The following is a 19,889-nucleotide window of genomic DNA, read 5'->3' on the forward strand; positions in this document are numbered from 1 at the left end:
TGATCCCATCGCGAGCAAGCCCGCTCCCACCACAATGAACTCAAACCGGCACGCGCCCATAGATATCAGTCAGGCGCACGATGTCGTCCTCGCCCACATACTCGCCGCTTTGCACTTCGATCATGACCAGCTCGGCTTCCCCGGTGTTGCCCAGCCGGTGGGGAGTGCCGGGCTGGATAAAGGTCGATTCGTTGGTGTCGAGCCGCAAATCACGGTCGCCATTGGTGACCTGTGCAGCGCCGCTGACCACGATCCAGTGCTCGCTGCGCCGCTGGTGTACCTGCAGAGACAGCGCGGCCCCGGGCTTGACCACGATGCGCTTGATCTTGAACCCGGGGCCTTCCTCCAGCACGGTGTAAGTGCCCCACGGGCGGGTGACGGTGCGGTGCAGGCGGTAGGCATCGTGGCCCTGGCGCTTGAGCGCTTGGGCGATGTGCCTGACGTCCTGGCTGCGCCGGGCGTCTGCCACAAGCAGTGCATCCGGCGTGTCGATAATGATCAGGTCGTTGAGTCCGACTGCGCCCACAAGGCGTTTTGGCGAATCGATGTAGCAGTTATGCACATCGTGCAGTACGTTTTCGCCCGTACACTGGTTGCCATTCTCGTCAGCCCGGGTCAGTTCGCGCACCGCCTGCCATGAGCCGATATCACTCCAGCCCAGTTGGCAAGGCACCACGGCCACGTGTTGCGAGCGCTCCATCACGGCGTAGTCGATGGAGATATCAGGCACCCGGGCGAAGCTTGCGCTATCCAGTTCGAGATGACGTTGTTGCTGGCCCTCAAATATCTGACTGTGCTCCAGGCAGTGACTCACCGCATCCAGCACCTGGGGCGCATGGGCCTTGAGTTCTCGCAGCACACTGTCGGCGCGCATGCAGAACATGCCGCTGTTCCACAGATGCATGCCACCGTCCAGGTAGCCTTGGGCCGTCAGGGCGTCAGGCTTTTCTACAAATTGCGCCACTTTAAAGCTGTCAGTGTTAAGTGCCGGGCCTTTTTCGATGTAGCCAAAACCGGTTTCGGCTCGGGTTGGCAGGATGCCGAAGGTCACCAGCCAACCCTGTTCGGCCAGTTGCCGGGCGCTGTCGACGGCCTGAGCGAAGGCGGCAATATCGGTGATCAGGTGGTCGGCGGGCAGCACCAGCAGCTGCGCATCGCCGCCGTAGCGCTGCGCCACCTGCAAGGCAGCTGCGGCAATCGCCGGGGCGGTGTTGCGGCCAAAGGGTTCGAGGATAAAGCCCAGTTCGATGGCGGCAGTGTTCAGTGCACGGTAATCATCCAGCGTGCGAAAAAATACCTCCCGGTTGGTCACGGTCAGCAATTGCGCCACATCAGGCAGGTTCGCGGCGCGGGTAAAGGTCTTTTGCAGCAGGCTCTGGCCGTCGGGCAGGCGCATGAAGGGCTTGGGCATGGCCTCGCGCGACACGGGCCACAGCCGGGTACCCGCGCCACCGGCGATGATGCAGGGGACCAGTGTGCTCATGGAAAACGCCTCTAGAATCATGGGACTGCTGTCAGGGGCTGAAGTCTGACGGGTTCTGCGGTTTTGATCGACCCGTGAAGGTTAAATCATCCGTGCATGGGTCTTTCTGGCCTGGCTGTTGTCCAAGCAGTCAGACCGATTATGTTGAGGGATGGAACATGAGTGCAGGCAAGGCGTTTTTGATTTTGCACGGCAAGCAGGCGCTTAACGAAGACGTGCGCGCCGCCGTCGAGCAACAGCGTGCGGCGGGCCGGGAACTGGCGGTGCGCCTGACCTGGGAGGCCGGCGATGCCCAGCGCCTGGTGCGCGAGGCCCTGGAGGGCGGTTACAGCCAACTGATTGCCGGCGGTGGTGATGGCACCTTGCGCGATATTTGCGAGGCGATGGCCATGGCCGATACCGAGGCCAGCCTGGTCTTGTTGCCGCTGGGCACCGCCAATGACTTTGCGCGGGCCGCGGGGGTTCCCCTTGAACCCGGCCCGGCCCTGGCCCTGCTGGATGCGCCAGCCCGGGCCATCGACCTGGGTGAAGCTGACGGCAAGTTGTTTTTGAATATGGCCACGGGCGGTTTTGGCAGCCAGGTCACCGCCAATACCTCCGAAGACCTGAAGAAGGTACTGGGCGGCGCGGCTTACCTGTTTACCGGATTGTCCCGCTTCAGCGAACTGCACGCCGCCTACGCCGAATTGCAGGGGCCGGACTTCCACTGGAAAGGCGAACTGCTGGCGCTGGGCATCGGCAACGGTCGCCAGGCCGGGGGCGGGCAAGTGCTGTGCCCCGAGGCGCTGGTGGATGATGGTTTGCTGGATATCAGTATTTTGCCTGCGCCCCAGGAAATCGTCGGCACCCTCAAAAGCCTGATGGCCGAAGGCTGGGGGCTGGATAACCTGTTTGTCCGCGCGCGGTTGCCCTGGGTTGAAATCAAGACTGCCGAAGGGCTGGCAATCAACCTCGATGGCGAACCCCTTGCCGGCGATGCCGTGCGCTTTGCCGTGCGCAAGGGCGCACTGAAGGTTCACTTGCCGCCGGGCTCGCCTTTGCTGGGCCAGTAATCGCGGGCGGGTTAATTGATGGCTAACCGATATCAAGCTCCGGGAAAACCGGCCGATAAGGTCAGGCATCAAGCACCTACGCTCAGGAGTTACTTATGGCCGGCATTCTCGACACGGTAGACCAGCGCACCCAGCTGGTCGGTGAAAACCGACTGGAACTTCTTATGTTTCGCCTGGCCGGTCGGCAGCTGTTTGCGATCAACGTGTTCAAGGTGCAAGAAGTCCTGCAGTTGCCCAAACTGACCCTTATGCCACACCGCCATCCCCATGTGTGTGGCGTGGTTAACCTGCGCGGCAAGACCCTGCCGGTGATCGACCTGTCCCAGGCCATCGGCATGCGTGCGCTGGTGCCTGGGCCTGACAGCACCATTATCGTCACCGAGTACAACCGCTCGGTGCAGGCCTTTCTGGTGGGCGGGGTCGATCGCATCGTCAACATGAACTGGGAGGCCATCCTGCCGCCACCTGCCAGTGCCGGGCGCAGCCATTACCTGACCGCCATCAGCAAGGTTGAAGAACAACTGGTGGAGATCATCGACGTGGAAAAAGTCCTGGCTGAAATTGTGCCGTACAACGCCAAGGTCTCGCGCGAGAAGCTGGCCGACCCGATCTTTGAGCAAGTGCGCGGGCGGGAAGTGCTGCTGGTCGACGACTCCAGCGTGGCCCTGGCACAACTGCGCGAAACCCTTTCCCAACTGGGGATCAAGATGCACATCGCCAGCGATGGCCTCAAGGCGCTGAACATGCTCAAGGCTTGGGCCGATACCGGTCAGGTCATGACCGACAAGCTGCTGATGATCTTCACTGATGCTGAAATGCCGGAAATGGACGGCTACCGGTTGACCACGGAGATCCGCAATGACCCGCGCCTGCGCAGCCTGTATGTGGTGCTGCACACCTCGTTGTCCGGCAGCTTCAACGAATCAATGGTGAAAAAGGTCGGTTGCGACAATTTCCTGTCCAAGTTTCAGCCGGACAAGCTGGTGGATGTCGTACGTCAGCGTTTGATACTCGACCAGGTACCTGCCTGAGGTCTCCCATCTTTGCATCCGTGATCGGCTCGTATACTGTGGCTTTTTTACCTCGCAGGGAGCCAGAGTCATGCTGCATCTAAGTGCGCTTTATCGTTTCCCACTCAAGTCCGGCAAGGGTGAAAGCCTGCCCCAGGCCCGGCTGGACAAGCTGGGGCTGGAAGGTGATCGCCGCTGGATGTTGGTGGACGAAGCCAGCGGGCGTTTTCTGACCCAGCGTGCCGACCCCAAAATGAGCCAGTTGTCGGCCTTGTGGAATGCCACCGGTGGCTTGACCTTGAGCGCCCAAGGCTTCGAGGCACTGGATGTGGCAGTGCCTGATGCCGACACAGACTTGCGTGGCGTAACGATCTGGCGTGACTCCCTGCGTGTGCCGGATGCAGGCGATGCCGCTGCCGACTGGCTGAGCCGCTTTGTCGAAAAACCGGTGCGCCTGGTGCATGTGCCACTCCCCAGGGCGCGCACCACTGAAGCGGGCTACGGTCGGGACGATGACCAAGTGGCGTTCGCCGATGGTTACCCGCTTTTGCTGATTGGTCAGGCTTCTCTGGATGACATTTCGCATAAGGTCGGGCGACCTCTGGATATGCTGCGCTTTCGTCCCAACCTGGTGATCGAAGGCAGCGAAGCCTTTGCCGAAGACGGCTGGAAGCGTATCCGCATTGGCGACGTGGAGTTTCGTGTGGTCAAGTCCTGCTCGCGCTGCATCCTCACCACAGTCGATCCGCAAACGGGGGTGCGTGATGAACAGCGGGAACCGCTGGCGACGCTGATGACCTATCGCAAGCAGGAAAACGGCACCATGTTTGGTCAGAACCTGGTGAATGATGGTAACGGCGTACTGGAAGTCGGTATGCCGGTAACCATCCTGGAGTAATACCGTCTCTGTGGGAGCGGGCTTGCTCGCGATGTGGGCAACGGGGTCTGGCAGGCAAACCGCGTCAATGCTATCGCAGGCAAGCCAGCTCCCACAGGGAGCAGGCATCTTCAGCTGTCACTGATCATCAAAATAGCGTTCATGCCAATCCACCACAGGCTGTGGTGCATTGAGCTTCTGCCCGTAGATCACCGAATAAGACAGCACGTTCTGCACGTATTGGCGGGTTTCGTCGAACGGGATGCTCTCGATCCATACGTCGAAGCCCAGGTGGTTGGCGCCCTTGAGCCATTGGCGTACGCGCCCCGGCCCGGCGTTGTAAGCCGCCGAAGCCAGCACCCGGTTGCCATTGAACTGGCCATGCACCTGGCTCAGATAGGCTGCGCCCAACTGAATGTTTTTGTCGGGGTTCAACACTTGCTGCGGTGAGGCCAGCGGAATGCTGAATTTTCGTGCGGTCTCTTTGGCCGTGGCTGGCATCAACTGCATCAGGCCGCTGGCGCCAACGCCGGAGCGGGCATCATCCATAAAGGCGCTTTCCTGACGGGTAATAGCGAATACCCAGCTGGAATGCAGGCCGCGCAGTTTGGCTTCACGCACCAGGGTGTCGCGGTGGGCCATCGGGAAGCGAATGTCCAGGTCATCCCAGTACTGGGCCTGACTGATGGTGCGAATAGCCGGGAAATACCACTTCAGGTCGTAGGCCAGCTTGGCCTGGGCGACCATTTCATCGCGGCTGAACAAACGGCTGACGTAGTACCACTCGCGGCGTCCATCGACCACCTGGCCGCGATCATGGAACTCCAGGGCGCGCTGTACCCCCGGCGTATTGCGTACTTTCTTGATCAGTTGCGGGCTCAGCACCAGCGGCCGGTTGTTCAGTTGGTAAGGCGTCTGGGCCCGGTCGGCGGCGAGGAAGCCATAGAAATCACGCTCGTTGGCGACTTTTTTGAACAGTACCTGGGCTTGCGGGTTTTTCGGCTCGGCCAGCTCCAGGCTGCGCGCCTGCCAGTAGCGCCAGCGGCTGGTGGTTGCCAGGTCCTGGGGCAGCTTGCGGGTCAGCTGATAAGCGTCTTCCCAGCGGCCCAGGCGCAGCAACAGGCGCAGGCGCCATTCGGTGACGGTGTTGTCGCGCAGCTCGGGATCGTACTGGGTCATGATGGCCAGGCCGCGACTGTCGTAGCGGCGGGCGAACGTCAGGCCGATTTCCCGGGCGATGGCGACTTTTTCATCGCGGGAAAAGTGCATGTTGGTGGCGTAGGTGTCGAGCAGGGATGCGGCTTTTTCCGGGTCCTGGCGCGCCAGGCGGCGCAGGCCCAGGCCTACGGCGTCAGACATGGCTTCGCTGGCCGGGGCAAAGCGTGATGGCTGGCTGAGCATATCGGGCTTTTGCGCCACCTCGATCATCAGCCGGGCTTGCGGGCCCAGGGTATTGAGGCCATTGGCCAGTTGTGTGGCCAGGGCGTAATTGCGTGCTTCAGCAGCCAGCTTGACCCGCTGCCAGCGCTTTTGCTCGGTCAGCTGGCCGGCGGCGGCCCACTGGCTGAACAGGGCGTCGCAGGCGACAGGTTGCGCTTTGCCGACCATCCACAGTTTTTCTGCGCTGGCATAACCCTCGGCCTTGCGGTTGTGTTGCAGCTCATATTGGCCATTGAGGCAGTCCAGCTCGGTGAAATTGAGCTTGGGGTCGTAGTATTTTTCGAAAGTGGCCCAGTCGCCACGGTCTGCCAGCCAACGCAACCAGCGCAGTTTCATCCAGTTGGCTTGGGGCAGGTCGCCGTGCTCGGCCAAAAACTGTTCAATTTCAGTGTTGCTGGCCGACTTCAGGCGAGCGGTCAGCTCGTCATAGGCCAGGTACGGCGTGAGCGGGTAGCTGCGCAGGGCTGCAGCATTCTGGAAATATGGGCCGGAATCGCCTTTGGCCAGGGCGCGCTTGGCCTGGTCGTACAGTTGGCGTTGTTGAGTCAGGTCTGCGCCGTGGGCGGCTTGCACGGCGCAACTGGTGAGAAGCAGGCAGGATAAAAAGTTGAAGAGACGACTGCGCATGAGGCTTCCGTACTGATAAAAAACGCGACGAGCGCAGACCGGGCCTGCGCTGATTATTTCGTAGCTTAGCCTTTTGCCAGCGACGCGTGAACGTCTTGCCGGCCAAGCGCAGCAACTTGGCACTAAATGAAGGCAAGTCGGCACCGTACACGAAATACCCGGCCGCCCGAGGGGTTAAATCAGGTAGAATGCGCGCCCAGTTTTTGGAGAAGCTCATGACCCTGCTCAAATTCAGCGATGTGTCCCTTGCTTTCGGCTCTATGCCGTTGTTGGACAAGGTGTCCTGGCAGATCGCCCGTGGAGAGCGGGTGTGCATCATCGGCCGCAACGGTACCGGCAAGTCCAGCATGATGAAGCTGGTCAAAGGTGATCAAAAACCCGATGACGGCTCTGTTTGGCGCGCGCCCGGCCTCAAGATTGGCGAATTGCCGCAAGAGTTGCCGGTAGCCGACGAGCGGACCGTATTCGACGTTGTGGCCGAAGGCCTGGACGGTGTTGGCGAACTGCTGGCCCAGTACCATCACCTGAGCCAGAACATCGTCACCGATGCTGACCTGGACAAGCTGATGCACGTTCAGCAAGACCTCGAAGCCCGTGATGGCTGGCGCTTGCAGCAACTGGTAGACAGCACCCTGAGCCGTCTGCAGTTGCCGGCCGACAAAACCCTCGCCGAATTGTCCGGCGGCTGGCGTCGACGCGTCCTGCTGGCCCAAGCACTGGTTTCCGAACCGGACTTGCTGCTGCTCGACGAACCGACCAACCACCTGGACATCGGCGCAATCGCGTGGCTGGAAGAGGCCCTCAAGGACTTCCAGGGCGCGGTTCTGTTTATTACCCACGACCGTTCATTCCTGCAGAACCTGGCCACCCGGATTCTGGAGCTGGACCGTGGCGGCCTGATCGACTGGAACGGCGACTACGCCAGCTTCCTGGTTCACAAGGAAGCCACCCTGGCCGCGGAAGAAACCGCCAACGCGCTGTTTGACAAGCGCCTGGCCCAGGAAGAAGTGTGGATCCGCCAGGGCATCAAGGCCCGTCGTACCCGTAACGAAGGCCGTGTACGCGCCTTGAAAGAACTGCGCGTAGAGCGCAGCGAGCGTCGCGAGCGTACCGGCAAGGCGAATATCCAGCTGGATACGGCAGACAAGTCCGGCAAGCAAGTGATGGTGCTGGAAAACGTCAGCTTCGCTCACCCGGGTGGTCCGTTCCTGCTCAAGGACTTCTCGATGGTCCTGCAGCGCGGCGACCGTATCGGTCTGCTGGGTGCCAACGGTACCGGTAAAACCACGCTGCTTAAGCTGATGCTGGGCGGCCTGGTGCCAACCGAAGGTACGGTTGAAGAGGGCACGCGCATTGACGTGGCTTACTTCGATCAGCTGCGCCATCAGCTGGATCTGGAAAAAACCGTGATCGACAACGTGGCTGAAGGCCGCGACTTTATCGATATCGACGGCCAGAGCCGCCACGTGCTCAGCTACCTGGGCGACTTCCTGTTCAGCCCTCAGCGTGCCCGTACGCCGGTCAAGGCACTGTCGGGTGGTGAGCGTGCGCGTCTGTTGCTGGCCAAGCTGTTCAGCAAACCGGCCAACCTGCTGGTGCTCGATGAGCCAACCAACGACCTGGACGTTGAAACCCTGGAGCTGCTTGAAGAGGTGTTGCTGACCTTCAAGGGCACCGTGTTGATGGTCAGTCACGACCGGGCATTCCTCGACAACGTGGTGACCAGCACTCTGGTTTTCCAGGGCGAAGGCAAGGTTCGCGAGTACGTGGGCGGTTATCAGGACTGGCTGCGTCAGGGCGGCTCGCCGCGCCTGCTGGGCGTGACCGAGAGCAAGTCCGGCAAAGCCGACCTGAACTCTGCGGTGGTCGAGGCTGCCCCGGCGCCTGTGGCTGCACAGCCTGCTCCTGCAGCGAAAAAGAAACTCAGCTACAAACTGCAGCGTGAGTTGGAAGCCCTGCCGGCCGATATCGACGCCAAGGAACAGGCCATTGCTGCGGTTGAAGCAGAAATGGCTGACGCTGGTTTCTATCAACTGCCTGCGGCCAAAACCGCTGAAGTGATTGCCAAGCTTGAAACATTGCAAGCCGAGCTTGAGCAACTGGTCGAGCGTTGGGCTGAGCTGGATGCCTGATTGATCGCGTGCTGAACTGAAAAGCCCGGCCCTTTAACAAGGTGCCGGGCTTTTTTGTTGTTACATGCAGATAAACTTAATCAGGTTTTTTCAGGCTGACGGCCAGCACGTCGCACGGTGCGCCATGCAGTACGTCGTTGGCGGTGGAACCCAGCAGCAGGGCGAGGCCGTGGCGGCCGTGGCTGCCAACCACGATCAGGTCGCAGTTTTGCGCCTTGGCCAGGGCATGGATTTCCTGGCGCGGCTGGCCGTAGTTGAGGTGGCAGTAGTCCTTGTGCAGTTGCGGGTACTTGGCGATCAGCCGCTCAAGGCGCTCTTTGGCCTGGTCGAACTGTTGCTGCTGCAATTGCGAAAGATCCATCGGCACGTCGCCGCCGAACGCCATCGCCATCGGTTCGACGATGTGTATCAGCGACAATTTGGCGCCGTTGGCCTTGGCGCTTTCACTGGCGCGGTTGATCACGGGGTCGCATTCGTCGGTCAGGTCTACGGCGACCAGGATATGTTCGTAGGGCATGTGGGGTGCTCCTGTAGATGGCGATTAATTATGAGTATGGCCCTTTTCCAGAGCCTTGGTTCAAGTCTGGGTCACGCGTTTATCAAGTAATGAGAGTACAGATATGACGGTATGGATAGTGGTGTCAATCCTGGCACTGGTTCTGAGCCCCCTGGCGTGGTTACGTCCCTCCCGGGGGCAAAGTGGTCGCATGGACCTGCGCATGGAGGCGCGGCGCATGGGTTTGTCCATGCAGCTGGCGCCCCAGGAGTGGCCGCACTGGCTTGAGCCGCAACCCCCCGGTTCCTGCGCGCAGTACCACCGCCCGCGCCGCAGTACTAAGCCTGATATTTGGTGCTATTGGCAATCGGCACCTGGGAAATGGCTCAATCGCTGGCAGGAAGAATGCGAGGACGAGCGCCTGCTGGCGCAGTTTCGCAAGCTGCCGGCCAATGTCTACAAGGTTGAGGCGGATAAACAAATGATCGTGCTGGTCTGGGGCGAGCGGGGCGAGGCCCAGGTACTCAAGGCCATTGACGAGGTGCTCATGGCCCTGGCTTGACCCTTGTGGGAGCGGGCTTGCTCGCGATGGAGTCGGCGGGGTGTGGCAGACAAATCGCGTCGTCTGAATCGCGGGCAAGCCCGCTCCCACACTTTTCGCCTGCAAGGCGCCTCAAAGGTTTCGGGCGCTCATACGGCAGGTGTCTAAACTGACTGCCGGGTCGTTTTGTCATCATTGTTTTGGACAATTGACAATCGATCGCTTTTCCGTGAAGGTGTCGACACCCAAATCAAACGGGCGTATGAATTGAGTGTTTGTCATCTAAGACGATGCTTGTTCAATCCCGATTATCGCGTTGGCGGGTGTGCCTGGCGGATTGGCAACAGCATTGACGCAAAGGTCAGTGACAGCCAGACGCTAGCTTCTGACGTGTACTGTTCAGCTTCCATATCCTGGAGATCAGTTGATGATTTACGAAGGTAAAGCCATCACGGTTACGGCTCTTGAAAGTGGCATCGTCGAACTGAAGTTCGACCTCAAGGGTGAGTCCGTCAACAAATTCAACCGTCTAACCCTGAACGAATTGCGTCAGGCGGTAGATGCGATCAAGGCCGACGCTTCGGTCAAGGGTGTCATCGTTTCCAGCGGTAAAGACGTATTTATCGTCGGCGCCGACATCACCGAATTCGTCGAAAACTTCAAGTTGCCGGATGCCGAGCTGATTGCTGGCAACCTCGAAGCCAACAAGATCTTCAGCGATTTTGAAGACCTCAATGTACCCACCGTCGCAGCCATCAATGGCATCGCGTTGGGCGGAGGCCTGGAAATGTGCCTGGCAGCCGACTTCCGGGTCATGGCCGACAGCGCCAAGATCGGTCTGCCGGAAGTCAAACTGGGCATCTACCCGGGCTTTGGCGGCACCGTACGTCTGCCACGCCTGATCGGTGTTGATAACGCGGTTGAGTGGATTGCCTCCGGCAAGGAAAACCGCGCAGAAGACGCTCTGAAAGTCAGCGCCGTTGATGCTGTGGTCACTGCTGACAAGCTGGGCGCAGCTGCCCTGGACCTGATCAAGCGCGCCATCAGTGGCGAACTGGACTACAAGGCCAAGCGTCAGCCGAAGCTGGAAAAACTCAAGCTCAACGCTATCGAACAAATGATGGCTTTCGAAACCGCCAAAGGTTTCGTGGCTGGCCAGGCCGGCCCGAACTACCCGGCCCCGGTTGAAGCGATCAAGACCATCCAGAAAGCCGCGAACTTCGGTCGTGACAAGGCACTGGAAGTGGAAGCTGCTGGTTTTGCCAAACTGGCCAAAACCAGCGCCTCGAACTGCCTGATCGGCCTGTTCCTGAACGATCAGGAACTGAAGAAAAAGGCCAAGGTCTACGACAAGATCGCCAAGGACGTGAAGCAGGCGGCCGTTCTGGGTGCAGGCATCATGGGCGGCGGCATTGCCTATCAGTCGGCGTCCAAAGGCACGCCGATCCTGATGAAGGACATCAACGAGCACGGTATCGAGCAGGGCCTGGCTGAAGCCGCCAAGCTGCTGGTAGGTCGCGTTGATAAAGGTCGCATGACCCCGGCAAAAATGGCTGAAGTGCTGAACGGCATTCGTCCTACTCTGTCCTACGGCGATTTCGGCAACGTCGACCTGGTGGTCGAAGCGGTTGTCGAGAACCCGAAGGTCAAGCAGGCCGTATTGGCGGAAGTGGAAAACCACGTTCGCGAAGACGCCATCCTCGCTTCCAACACCTCGACCATTTCCATCAGCCTGCTGGCCAAGGCCCTCAAGCGTCCGGAAAACTTCGTCGGCATGCACTTCTTCAACCCGGTACACATGATGCCGCTGGTTGAAGTGATCCGTGGCGAGAAGTCCAGCGACCTGGCCGTGGCCACCACCGTTGCTTACGCCAAGAAAATGGGCAAGAACCCGATCGTGGTCAACGACTGCCCGGGCTTCCTGGTCAACCGCGTACTGTTCCCGTACTTCGGCGGTTTCGCCAAGCTGGTCAGCGCCGGTGTCGACTTTGTGCGTATCGACAAAGTGATGGAAAAATTCGGCTGGCCGATGGGCCCGGCGTACCTGATGGACGTGGTCGGTATCGACACTGGCCACCACGGTCGCGACGTGATGGCTGAAGGCTTCCCGGACCGCATGAAAGACGACCGCCGCTCGGCGATCGATGCGCTGTACGAGGCCAAGCGCCTGGGTCAGAAGAACGGCAAGGGCTTCTACGCCTACGAGGCTGACAAAAAGGGCAAGCAGAAGAAACTGGTTGATTCGAGCGTGCTTGAAGTGCTCAAACCAATCGTTTACGAGCAGCGCGACGTGACCGACGAAGACATCATCAACTGGATGATGATCCCGCTGTGCCTGGAAACCGTGCGTTGCCTGGAAGACGGTATCGTTGAAACTGCAGCCGAGGCCGATATGGGCCTGGTCTACGGCATTGGCTTCCCGCTGTTCCGTGGTGGCGCGCTGCGCTACATCGATTCGATCGGTGTTGCAGAGTTCGTCGCCCTGGCCGATCAGTACGCTGAACTGGGCGCGCTGTACCACCCGACTGCGAAGCTGCGTGAGATGGCCAAGAACGGCCAGAGCTTCTTCGGTTAAGCGCCCCATTAGAGTGAGAGTGAAATTATGAGCTTGAATCCTAGAGACGTGGTGATTGTAGACTTCGGTCGCACCCCGATGGGCCGCTCCAAGGGTGGCATGCACCGCCACACCCGTGCTGAAGACATGTCCGCGCACCTGATCAGCAAAGTGCTGGAGCGCAACAGCAAGGTTGACCCGAGCGAAGTGGAAGACGTGATCTGGGGCTGTGTGAACCAGACCCTGGAGCAGGGCTGGAACATCGCGCGCATGGCGTCGTTGATGACCCAGATCCCGCATACCTCGGCAGCACAGACTGTGAGCCGCCTGTGCGGTTCGTCGATGAGCGCCCTGCACACAGCTGCGCAAGCGATCATGACCGGCAACGGTGACGTTTTCGTGGTGGGTGGCGTCGAGCATATGGGTCACGTGAGCATGATGCACGGTGTCGACCCTAACCCGCACATGTCGCTGTACGCGGCGAAAGCCTCGGGCATGATGGGTTTGACCGCAGAAATGCTGGGCAAGATGCACGGCATCAGCCGTGAGCAGCAGGATGCCTTTGCCGTGCGTTCTCACCAGCTCGCCCACAAGGCGACGGTAGAAGGCAAGTTCAAGGACGAAATCATCCCGATGCAGGGGTATGACGAAAACGGCTTCCTGAAAATTTTCGACTACGATGAAACTATCCGTCCAGATACCACCCTGGAAAGCCTGGCGGCGTTGAAACCTGCGTTCAACCCTAAAGGCGGTACCGTGACTGCCGGCACTTCGTCGCAAATCACTGACGGTGCTTCGTGCATGATCGTGATGTCGGCCCAGCGTGCAAAAGACCTGGGTCTTGAGCCGCTGGCCGTGATCCGCTCGATGGCAGTTGCCGGTGTGGATCCTGCGATCATGGGCTATGGTCCAGTACCGGCTACGCAAAAAGCGTTGAAGCGTGCAGGCTTGAATATGGCCGATATCGACTTCATTGAGCTCAACGAAGCTTTCGCTGCACAGGCCCTGCCGGTGCTGAAAGATTTGAAAGTGCTCGACAAGATGAATGAGAAGGTTAACCTGCACGGCGGTGCCATCGCACTGGGTCACCCGTTTGGATGCTCGGGCGCTCGTATCTCTGGCACTTTGCTCAATGTAATGAAGCAAAATGGCGGCACCTTCGGGTTGTCCACCATGTGCATTGGTCTTGGCCAGGGCATTGCCACCGTCTTCGAACGCGTCTAAGCGTTGCGATGATGGAAGCCGGGGCCTTGTGCCCCGGTTTTTGTTTTTAAGCGGATTTATTTTTTTATTTTGCAGAGGGGCCGCAACATGCCGCTACAACCTGGGCTCTATCAACATTACAAAGGTCCGCAATATCGGGTATTCAGTGTGGCACGCCACTCCGAAACCGAAGAGGACGTAGTGTTTTACCAAGCCCTGTATGGCGATTACGGCTTTTGGGTGCGCCCGCTGAGCATGTTCCTGGAATCGGTGGTGGTGGAGGGCGAACAGGTCCCGCGCTTTGCCCTGATTCAGGCCGAACCCAGCGTTTTTTCAAGGCCATAAGGCAAGGTCGCGCAGAACCCTGTGCTTGACCTCACCTTGTAGCCACTATATATAGCGGTGCCGCGTCAGGCGCGAACCGCCTTTCACTTCTAGAATTCAGGAATTTTCTGATCCATGGGCAAATCGCTGGTCATTGTGGAATCCCCGGCTAAGGCCAAGACCATCAACAAGTACTTGGGCAACGAGTACGTGGTGAAGTCGAGTATCGGCCATATCCGAGACCTGCCCACCAGCGGTTCGGCTAGCGCCAGCAAAGAACCGGCTGCCAAGCGTGGCAAGGCAGCGGCGGGCGAAGCGCCGGCCCTGTCGCCGAAAGAGAAGGCTCAAAAGCAGCTGATCTCGCGCATGGGCGTTGATCCCGAACACGGCTGGAAAGCCAAGTACGAGATCCTGCCTGGCAAGGAAAAGGTCATCGAAGAGCTGCGCCGGCTCGCCAAGGATGCTGACACCATCTATCTCGCAACCGACTTGGATCGCGAGGGGGAAGCCATTGCCTGGCACCTGCGCGAAGCCATCGGTGGTGATGACACCCGCTACAAGCGCGTGGTGTTCAACGAAATCACCAAGAAAGCGATTCAGGAAGCCTTCTCCAAACCGGGCGAGCTGGATATCAACCGCGTTAACGCCCAGCAGGCTCGCCGCTTTCTCGATCGCGTAGTGGGCTACATGGTTTCGCCACTGCTGTGGGCCAAGGTTGCCCGTGGCTTGTCGGCAGGTCGCGTGCAATCGGTGGCCGTGAAGCTGGTGGTGGAGCGTGAGCGCGAGATCCGTGCGTTCAACCCTGAAGAATACTGGGAAATCCACGCCGACCTTGGTACCGCCAAGGGTGCGAAGGTGCGTTTCGACGTGGCCCGCGAAAAAGGCGAGGCGTTCAAGCCGCTGAACGAAGCGCAGGCAATGGCTGCGCTGGAGAAGCTCAAGGCTTCGAACTACAGCATCGTCAAGCGTGAAGACAAACCGACCAGCAGCAAGCCGTCGGCACCTTTCATTACCTCCACCCTGCAACAGGCAGCGAGCAATCGCCTGGGCTACGGGGTGAAGAAAACCATGATGATGGCCCAGCGTTTGTATGAAGCGGGCTACATCACGTATATGCGTACCGACTCCACCAACCTCTCGGCCGATGCGGTCGAGATGGCGCGCACCTACATTGAAGGCGAATTTGGCGCGGACTACCTGCCGCCGGCGCCGAACGTGTACAGCAGCAAGGAGGGCGCACAAGAGGCTCACGAAGCGATTCGTCCTTCTGACGTAAACATGCACCCGAGCAAGCTGACGGGCATGGAGCGCGACGCTGAGCGCCTCTACGAGCTGATCTGGCGTCAATTCGTGGCGTGCCAGATGCTGCCGGCCAAATACCTGTCGACCACCGTCACGGTGGCGGCCGGTGATTTTGAGCTGCGTGCCAAGGGCCGCATCCTCAAATTCGACGGTTACACCCGTGTCATGCCGCAAATTGCCAAGCCGGGCGACGATGACGTACTGCCGGACATGGCCCAGGGCGATGCCCTGAAGCTGATCGAGCTCGACCCGAGCCAGCACTTTACCAAGCCTCCTGCGCGTTACTCCGAAGCCAGCCTGGTAAAAGAGATGGAAAAACGTGGCATCGGTCGTCCTTCGACCTATGCGGCGATTATCTCGACCATTCAGGACCGTGGTTACGTGGCGCTGCATAACCGCCGTTTCTACTCCGAAAAAATGGGCGACATCGTTACCGAGCGCCTGTCCGAGAGCTTCTCCGACCTGATGGACTACGGCTTCACGGCCGGCATGGAAGAGAACCTCGATGACGTGGCGCAGGGTGAGCGCGACTGGAAAAACGTGCTGGACGAGTTCTACGGCGACTTCAAAAAGAAGCTCGAAGTAGCGGCGGCGCCGGAAGGCGGCATGCGCGCCAACCAGCCGGTAATGACTGACATCCCGTGTAAGGAATGCGGTCGTCCGATGCAGATTCGTACAGCATCGACCGGCGTTTTCCTGGGTTGCTCGGGCTATAGCCTGCCGCCTAAAGAACGCTGCAAGGCCACGGTCAACCTGGTGCCGGGTGATGAAATCGCCGCGGACGACGAAGGCGAGTCCGAGTCGCTGGTACTGTTGGGCAAGCACCGTTGCCCGATCTGCAGCACCGCGATGGATGCCTACCTGCTGGACGAGAAGCACAAGCTGCACATCTGCGGTAACAACCCGGATTGTGTTGGCTATGAGATCGAAGAAGGCAACTACCGCATCAAGGGCTACGAAGGGCCGAGCCTGGAGTGCGACAAGTGCGGCAGCGAGATGCAGCTTAAAACCGGGCGTTTCGGCAAGTTCTTCGGCTGTACCAATGCCGAATGCAAAAACACTCGCAAACTGCTGAAAAGCGGTGAAGCGGCGCCGCCGAAAATGGACCCGGTGAAAATGCCGGAGCTTAAGTGCGAGAAGGTCAACGACACGTATATCTTGCGTGATGGTGCTTCGGGGTTGTTCCTGGCGGCCAGCCAGTTCCCGAAAAACCGTGAGACCCGCGCACCGCTGGTGATCGAGATTCTTCCTCACAAGGACGAAATCGATCCCAAGTACCACTTCTTGTGTGAGGCACCGAAGAAAGACCCGGATGGCCGCCCGGCAGTGATCCGCTACAGTCGCAAAACCAAAGAGCAGTACGTGCAGACTGAAGTGGATGGCAAACCGACTGGCTGGCGTGCGTTCTACGACGGCAAGGCCTGGAAGGTTGAAGACAAGCGTAAAGAAAAAGACGCCTGATCCGAGCTGATCGCTGAATCAAAAACCGCGCAAGGGCTGCATGCCTTGCGCGGTTTTTTGTTTTGGCTAGAAGGTTTGTAGCAGCTGCCGAAGGAACGAGGCTGCGTTCGGCGGCGAAGCCGTCGTAAGTCAGGCGACTCGGTGTGTCAGCAATATTGAGCGCTCTAGTTTTACGACGACTGCGTCGCCGAACGCAGCCTTCGTTCCTCGGCAGCTGCTACGAGACCTATGTGCAACGCTTGCGCCAGCACGCCTTGATCCCTGAGACTGCACCACCTGCCTTTATCCATTCGTTGTGGAGCGCCCCCATGGCTCACGAACTCTATACCCGTACCAATCAGAAGATCTATTTCGCTGGCCTGGCCCTGGAGGCCATGAACAAGGCGAGTGAAGGGCGGGCCATGAATGCTCAGGCGCTGGTTCAGGCTGAACGCGAATCGGCGATTTTCCACCTGTATGGCGCATTGCTTGGCTTGTGCCATGAGATAGCGGGGTTTTATCGCCTGTCTCAAGCCAGCGCGCCACGGGTCGAGTTGCTGCTCACCCGCCAGGTGCTGGACGAGAAGGCCATCCCTGAGCTGGCAGAGCTGGTCGAGCTGGCTTGCGCGCCGCAAACCTGGCTGGCGCAGTTGGTGGCCACCCATGCCGCGCTCTATCAGCCCCTGCAGGCGCCGAAAAAGGTCAAGGTGGATGTGTTCCAGCCTTTGATCGATACGGTCAACCTGGAGGACGAGGCGCCGCTGGGGCTAAGCCGCGAAACCCTGGAAGAGTGGCGCCAGAACCTCAAGGCGCTGGCCATTCGGTTCCGTGACGGACTCAACGAGTGCTGAGGGTCAAAAGCGAAACGGTACAGTCATTCATCAGTCTGTAGGCCTAAGCACTACAGATCCTGGGAATTTTCAGCAGGATGGCTGATATACTCCCACGCTTTCGTGGAGAACACATTTATATGCCAACGTCCTTTCTAGAAATTGTCGAGTTGCCAGACGGCCGCATCGAGTTGCGCCGTGCTGAAGACGAAGGGTCTTTGGTCACGCTGAATTTTTCTGAAGATGCCAAGGCTTTTCTTCAGGGGCAGCACGTTGAGGTGGCTAAAGCCATGCTTAGCGTCGGTGTACAAATGGCGGGTCGGCTGGCCGAAGGCGAGCTTGAAAAAGACGATGGGCCGCGCATTCTTCATTAAGCGCTCCCGGATCCGGTGCCACAGTCAGGCAAGTGCGTTCTGCACTGGCCCTGTGGCGGCGTCGGTTGTTTAGCCCAAACGAATATTCAGGCTTTGCCCGTTGCCGGTACGCGCAGCGCTGATCAACTGTTGACGCGCAGCACTGGCCAGCGGGTTGATCCAGCTGACCACTGTGTGGCTGCGGCCCAGGCGCAGTGCTTCGCAGGTGAGCTGCAAGGCGCTTTTATTGCCGTTGGGCTGCAGCAGCAGAATGCGCTCGCGGTTCAGCCCGGCGTCGCGCAGCCAGCTTTGGGTCAGGCTTGCAGGCGGTGCGATCAGGGTCAGCCAGCGGGCGTTTTGTTGCTCGCTCAGTTCGCGCAACATGGGGGCAAGCAGGTTCAGGCAGTTTCCGGCGGCACCGCGTAGCGACAGTTCACTGAATACTTCAGGGTCGGCGCTCCAGGGTGAGTCGAGCACGCCCTGGATTGCCGGTGTCATGGGTTGTGCCATAAACGCCTCGAACAGGGTGAGTTGTGCTGGCAGCGGTGTGTGGGGAAACTGCATGACGCCTCCTATTAGCGGCGAATAACGCCGACGCTCAGGCCTTCAATAACCAGTTCCTGCTCCTTGAGATTGACTTCAATAGGGGCAAAATCCGGATTTTCAGCGATAAGCCAGACTTTGCTGCCTTCACGCTTGAAGCGTTTTACGGTCACTTCGTCGTCGATGCGTGCCACCACAATCTGGCCGTTGCGCGCTTCGCGGCAGGTGTGTACAGCCAGCAGGTCACCGTCGAAGATGCCGACGTCCTTCATGCTCATGCCCTGTACGCGCAGCAGGTAATCGGCCCGCGGATGGAAGAAGGTCGGGTTGATGTTGCAGGACTCTTCGACATGTTCCTGCGCCAGGATCGGCGCGCCGGCAGCGACACGTCCGATGATGGGCAGGGTGGATTCGTCAGCCTTGGCTTCAAAGCCCGGGATGCGAATGCCCCGTGAGGCGCCTGGAGTCATCTCGATGGCGCCCTTGCGGGCCAGGGCCTTGAGATGTTCTTCGGCGGCATTGGGGGACTTGAAACCCAGTTCCTGTGCGATCTCGGCACGGGTGGGCGGGTATCCGTTGTCATCCAGGCATCGCTTGATGAAAGCCAGGATCTCAGCTTGGCGTGGCGTCAGTTTTAACATGATGATCGCTCTGTCTTTTTATACAGTGACTGGGATTATATACAGTGAAGGCGTATTGGCAATCATCCATTTCCGGCAGTCCGCTGGACGGTCATTGCCAGGTCGCGTGGCCCGCACTTTATCAGGTGGGGCCTGGCTGGCCGAGGCTGTGGTTAAATGCGAAACCGCCCGGTCGCAAAACGAATACGTCATCTTGACTTTTCACAAGCTGAAACGTATGTTTCAAACAAGTGTTTAAATGTTTGTCAGGCGGAGTAGTCATGGCCCAGTCGGAAACCGTTGAACGTATCCTTGATGCTGCCGAGCAGCTGTTCGCGGAAAAAGGGTTTGCTGAAACCTCATTGCGGCTGATTACCAGCAAGGCCGGGGTCAATCTGGCGGCGGTCAATTACCATTTTGGTTCAAAGAAAGCGCTGATCCAGGCGGTGTTCTCACGCTTCCTGGGGCCATTCTGTGCCAACCTGGACCGTGAGCTGGAGCGCCGTCAGGGCAAGCCGGAGAATCGTCCGACGCTTGAGGAGTTGCTGGAGATGCTGGTCGAGCAGGCGCTGGTGATCCAGCCACGCAGCGGCAACGACCTGTCGATCTTCATGCGTTTGCTGGGGCTGGCCTTCAGCCAGAGCCAGGGCCACTTGCGCCGCTACCTTGAAGACATGTACGGCAAGGTGTTCCGTCGCTACATGTTGCTGGTCAACGAAGCAGCCCCGCAGATCCCGCCCATCGAGCTGTTCTGGCGCGTGCATTTCATGCTCGGCGCCGCGGCCTTCAGCATGTCCGGGATCAAGGCGTTGCGTGCCATTGCCGAGACCGATTTTGGCGTCAACACCTCGATCGAGCAGGTGATGCGCCTGATGGTGCCGTTCCTCGCGGCCGGCATGCGTGCCGAGAGCGGTGTCACGGATCCGGCAATGGCCAGTGCCCAGCTTCGCCCGCGCAGTAAAACCGCACCGGTCAGCGCCAAGGTTTGACCTGCTGCGGGTGGGCGCGGCAGCTTTGTTCCGCTAAGCTAGCTGCCATGCCCAGCCCTGTCTTGTTCCCGTC

Annotated in this window: 17 protein-coding genes; 12 read left to right on the forward strand and 5 right to left on the reverse strand. The window is 59.4% G+C overall.

The window, feature by feature from the left end:
* Positions 1–40: 40 nt before the first annotated feature.
* Positions 41–1,483 carry a mannose-1-phosphate guanylyltransferase/mannose-6-phosphate isomerase gene (locus BLU25_RS21950; RefSeq protein ID WP_016780039.1) on the reverse strand — a complete coding sequence of 481 codons (1,443 nt, stop codon included), beginning with the start codon at positions 1,481–1,483 and terminating at the stop codon, positions 41–43.
* A 158-nt stretch (positions 1,484–1,641) separates the two neighbouring features.
* Here BLU25_RS21950 and yegS point away from each other — a divergent pair, with 158 nt between their 5' ends.
* The 3 genes from yegS (at position 1,642) to BLU25_RS21965 (ending at position 4,443) form a co-directional block, all read left to right on the forward strand.
* Positions 1,642–2,535: a lipid kinase YegS gene (gene yegS, locus BLU25_RS21955; protein ID WP_016780040.1), complete on the forward strand. Its 894-nt coding sequence runs from the start codon at positions 1,642–1,644 to the stop codon at positions 2,533–2,535.
* 95 nt (positions 2,536–2,630) lie between these two features.
* A complete protein-coding gene (locus BLU25_RS21960; RefSeq protein WP_016780041.1) occupies positions 2,631–3,566 on the forward strand; it encodes a chemotaxis protein CheV in 936 nt (311 codons plus the stop codon).
* A gap of 70 nt (positions 3,567–3,636) precedes the next feature.
* Entirely contained in the window at positions 3,637–4,443 is an 807-nt protein-coding gene (locus BLU25_RS21965; protein ID WP_016780042.1) for an MOSC domain-containing protein, read from the forward strand.
* Between the two features lie 117 nt (positions 4,444–4,560).
* On the opposite strand, the gene BLU25_RS21970 is transcribed toward BLU25_RS21965, so the two are convergent.
* Complete coding sequence (locus BLU25_RS21970; RefSeq protein WP_083369827.1) at positions 4,561–6,489, reverse strand: transglycosylase SLT domain-containing protein; 1,929 nt, start codon at positions 6,487–6,489, stop codon at positions 4,561–4,563.
* 215 nt (positions 6,490–6,704) lie between these two features.
* Here BLU25_RS21970 and BLU25_RS21975 point away from each other — a divergent pair, with 215 nt between their 5' ends.
* Entirely contained in the window at positions 6,705–8,621 is a 1,917-nt protein-coding gene (locus BLU25_RS21975) for an ATP-binding cassette domain-containing protein (protein ID WP_016780043.1), read from the forward strand.
* A 76-nt stretch (positions 8,622–8,697) separates the two neighbouring features.
* On the opposite strand, the gene BLU25_RS21980 is transcribed toward BLU25_RS21975, so the two are convergent.
* Positions 8,698–9,138, reverse strand: coding sequence for a universal stress protein (locus BLU25_RS21980; protein WP_016780044.1), 441 nt, complete (start codon positions 9,136–9,138; stop codon positions 8,698–8,700).
* A gap of 103 nt (positions 9,139–9,241) precedes the next feature.
* Between BLU25_RS21980 and BLU25_RS21985 the strand changes: the two genes are divergently transcribed.
* From BLU25_RS21985 to BLU25_RS22020, 7 genes are all read left to right on the forward strand, one after another.
* Complete coding sequence (locus BLU25_RS21985) at positions 9,242–9,679, forward strand: hypothetical protein (RefSeq protein WP_029611308.1); 438 nt, start codon at positions 9,242–9,244, stop codon at positions 9,677–9,679.
* A 406-nt stretch (positions 9,680–10,085) separates the two neighbouring features.
* Entirely contained in the window at positions 10,086–12,233 is a 2,148-nt protein-coding gene (gene fadB, locus BLU25_RS21995; RefSeq protein WP_016780046.1) for a fatty acid oxidation complex subunit alpha FadB, read from the forward strand.
* A gap of 27 nt (positions 12,234–12,260) precedes the next feature.
* Positions 12,261–13,436 carry an acetyl-CoA C-acyltransferase FadA gene (gene fadA / locus BLU25_RS22000; protein ID WP_029611309.1) on the forward strand — a complete coding sequence of 392 codons (1,176 nt, stop codon included), beginning with the start codon at positions 12,261–12,263 and terminating at the stop codon, positions 13,434–13,436.
* Positions 13,437–13,523: 87 nt separating this feature from the next.
* Entirely contained in the window at positions 13,524–13,760 is a 237-nt protein-coding gene (locus tag BLU25_RS22005; protein WP_016780048.1) for a DUF1653 domain-containing protein, read from the forward strand.
* A gap of 114 nt (positions 13,761–13,874) precedes the next feature.
* Positions 13,875–16,502, forward strand: coding sequence for a type I DNA topoisomerase (topA, locus tag BLU25_RS22010; protein ID WP_016780049.1), 2,628 nt, complete (start codon positions 13,875–13,877; stop codon positions 16,500–16,502).
* Positions 16,503–16,810: 308 nt separating this feature from the next.
* A complete protein-coding gene (locus tag BLU25_RS22015) occupies positions 16,811–17,332 on the forward strand; it encodes a DUF6586 family protein (RefSeq protein WP_016780050.1) in 522 nt (173 codons plus the stop codon).
* Between the two features lie 119 nt (positions 17,333–17,451).
* A complete protein-coding gene (locus BLU25_RS22020; protein ID WP_003446620.1) occupies positions 17,452–17,685 on the forward strand; it encodes a hypothetical protein in 234 nt (77 codons plus the stop codon).
* 69 nt (positions 17,686–17,754) lie between these two features.
* Here the strand turns inward: BLU25_RS22020 and sulA are convergent, their stop codons facing one another.
* On the reverse strand, positions 17,755–18,228 hold the full coding sequence (gene sulA, locus BLU25_RS22025) for an SOS-induced cell division inhibitor SulA (RefSeq protein ID WP_016780052.1): 474 nt from the start codon (positions 18,226–18,228) through the stop codon (positions 17,755–17,757).
* Positions 18,229–18,239: 11 nt separating this feature from the next.
* Positions 18,240–18,848 carry a transcriptional repressor LexA gene (lexA, locus tag BLU25_RS22030; RefSeq protein WP_029611310.1) on the reverse strand — a complete coding sequence of 203 codons (609 nt, stop codon included), beginning with the start codon at positions 18,846–18,848 and terminating at the stop codon, positions 18,240–18,242.
* Positions 18,849–19,108: 260 nt separating this feature from the next.
* On the opposite strand from lexA, the gene BLU25_RS22040 reads away from it, so the two are divergent.
* Positions 19,109–19,816, forward strand: coding sequence for a TetR/AcrR family transcriptional regulator (locus BLU25_RS22040; RefSeq protein WP_016780054.1), 708 nt, complete (start codon positions 19,109–19,111; stop codon positions 19,814–19,816).
* The last annotated feature ends 73 nt before the right edge of the window (positions 19,817–19,889 follow it).

The sequence above is a fragment of the Pseudomonas fragi genome, from assembly GCF_900105835.1.
Taxonomy (GTDB): Bacteria; Pseudomonadota; Gammaproteobacteria; order Pseudomonadales; family Pseudomonadaceae; genus Aquipseudomonas; species Aquipseudomonas fragi.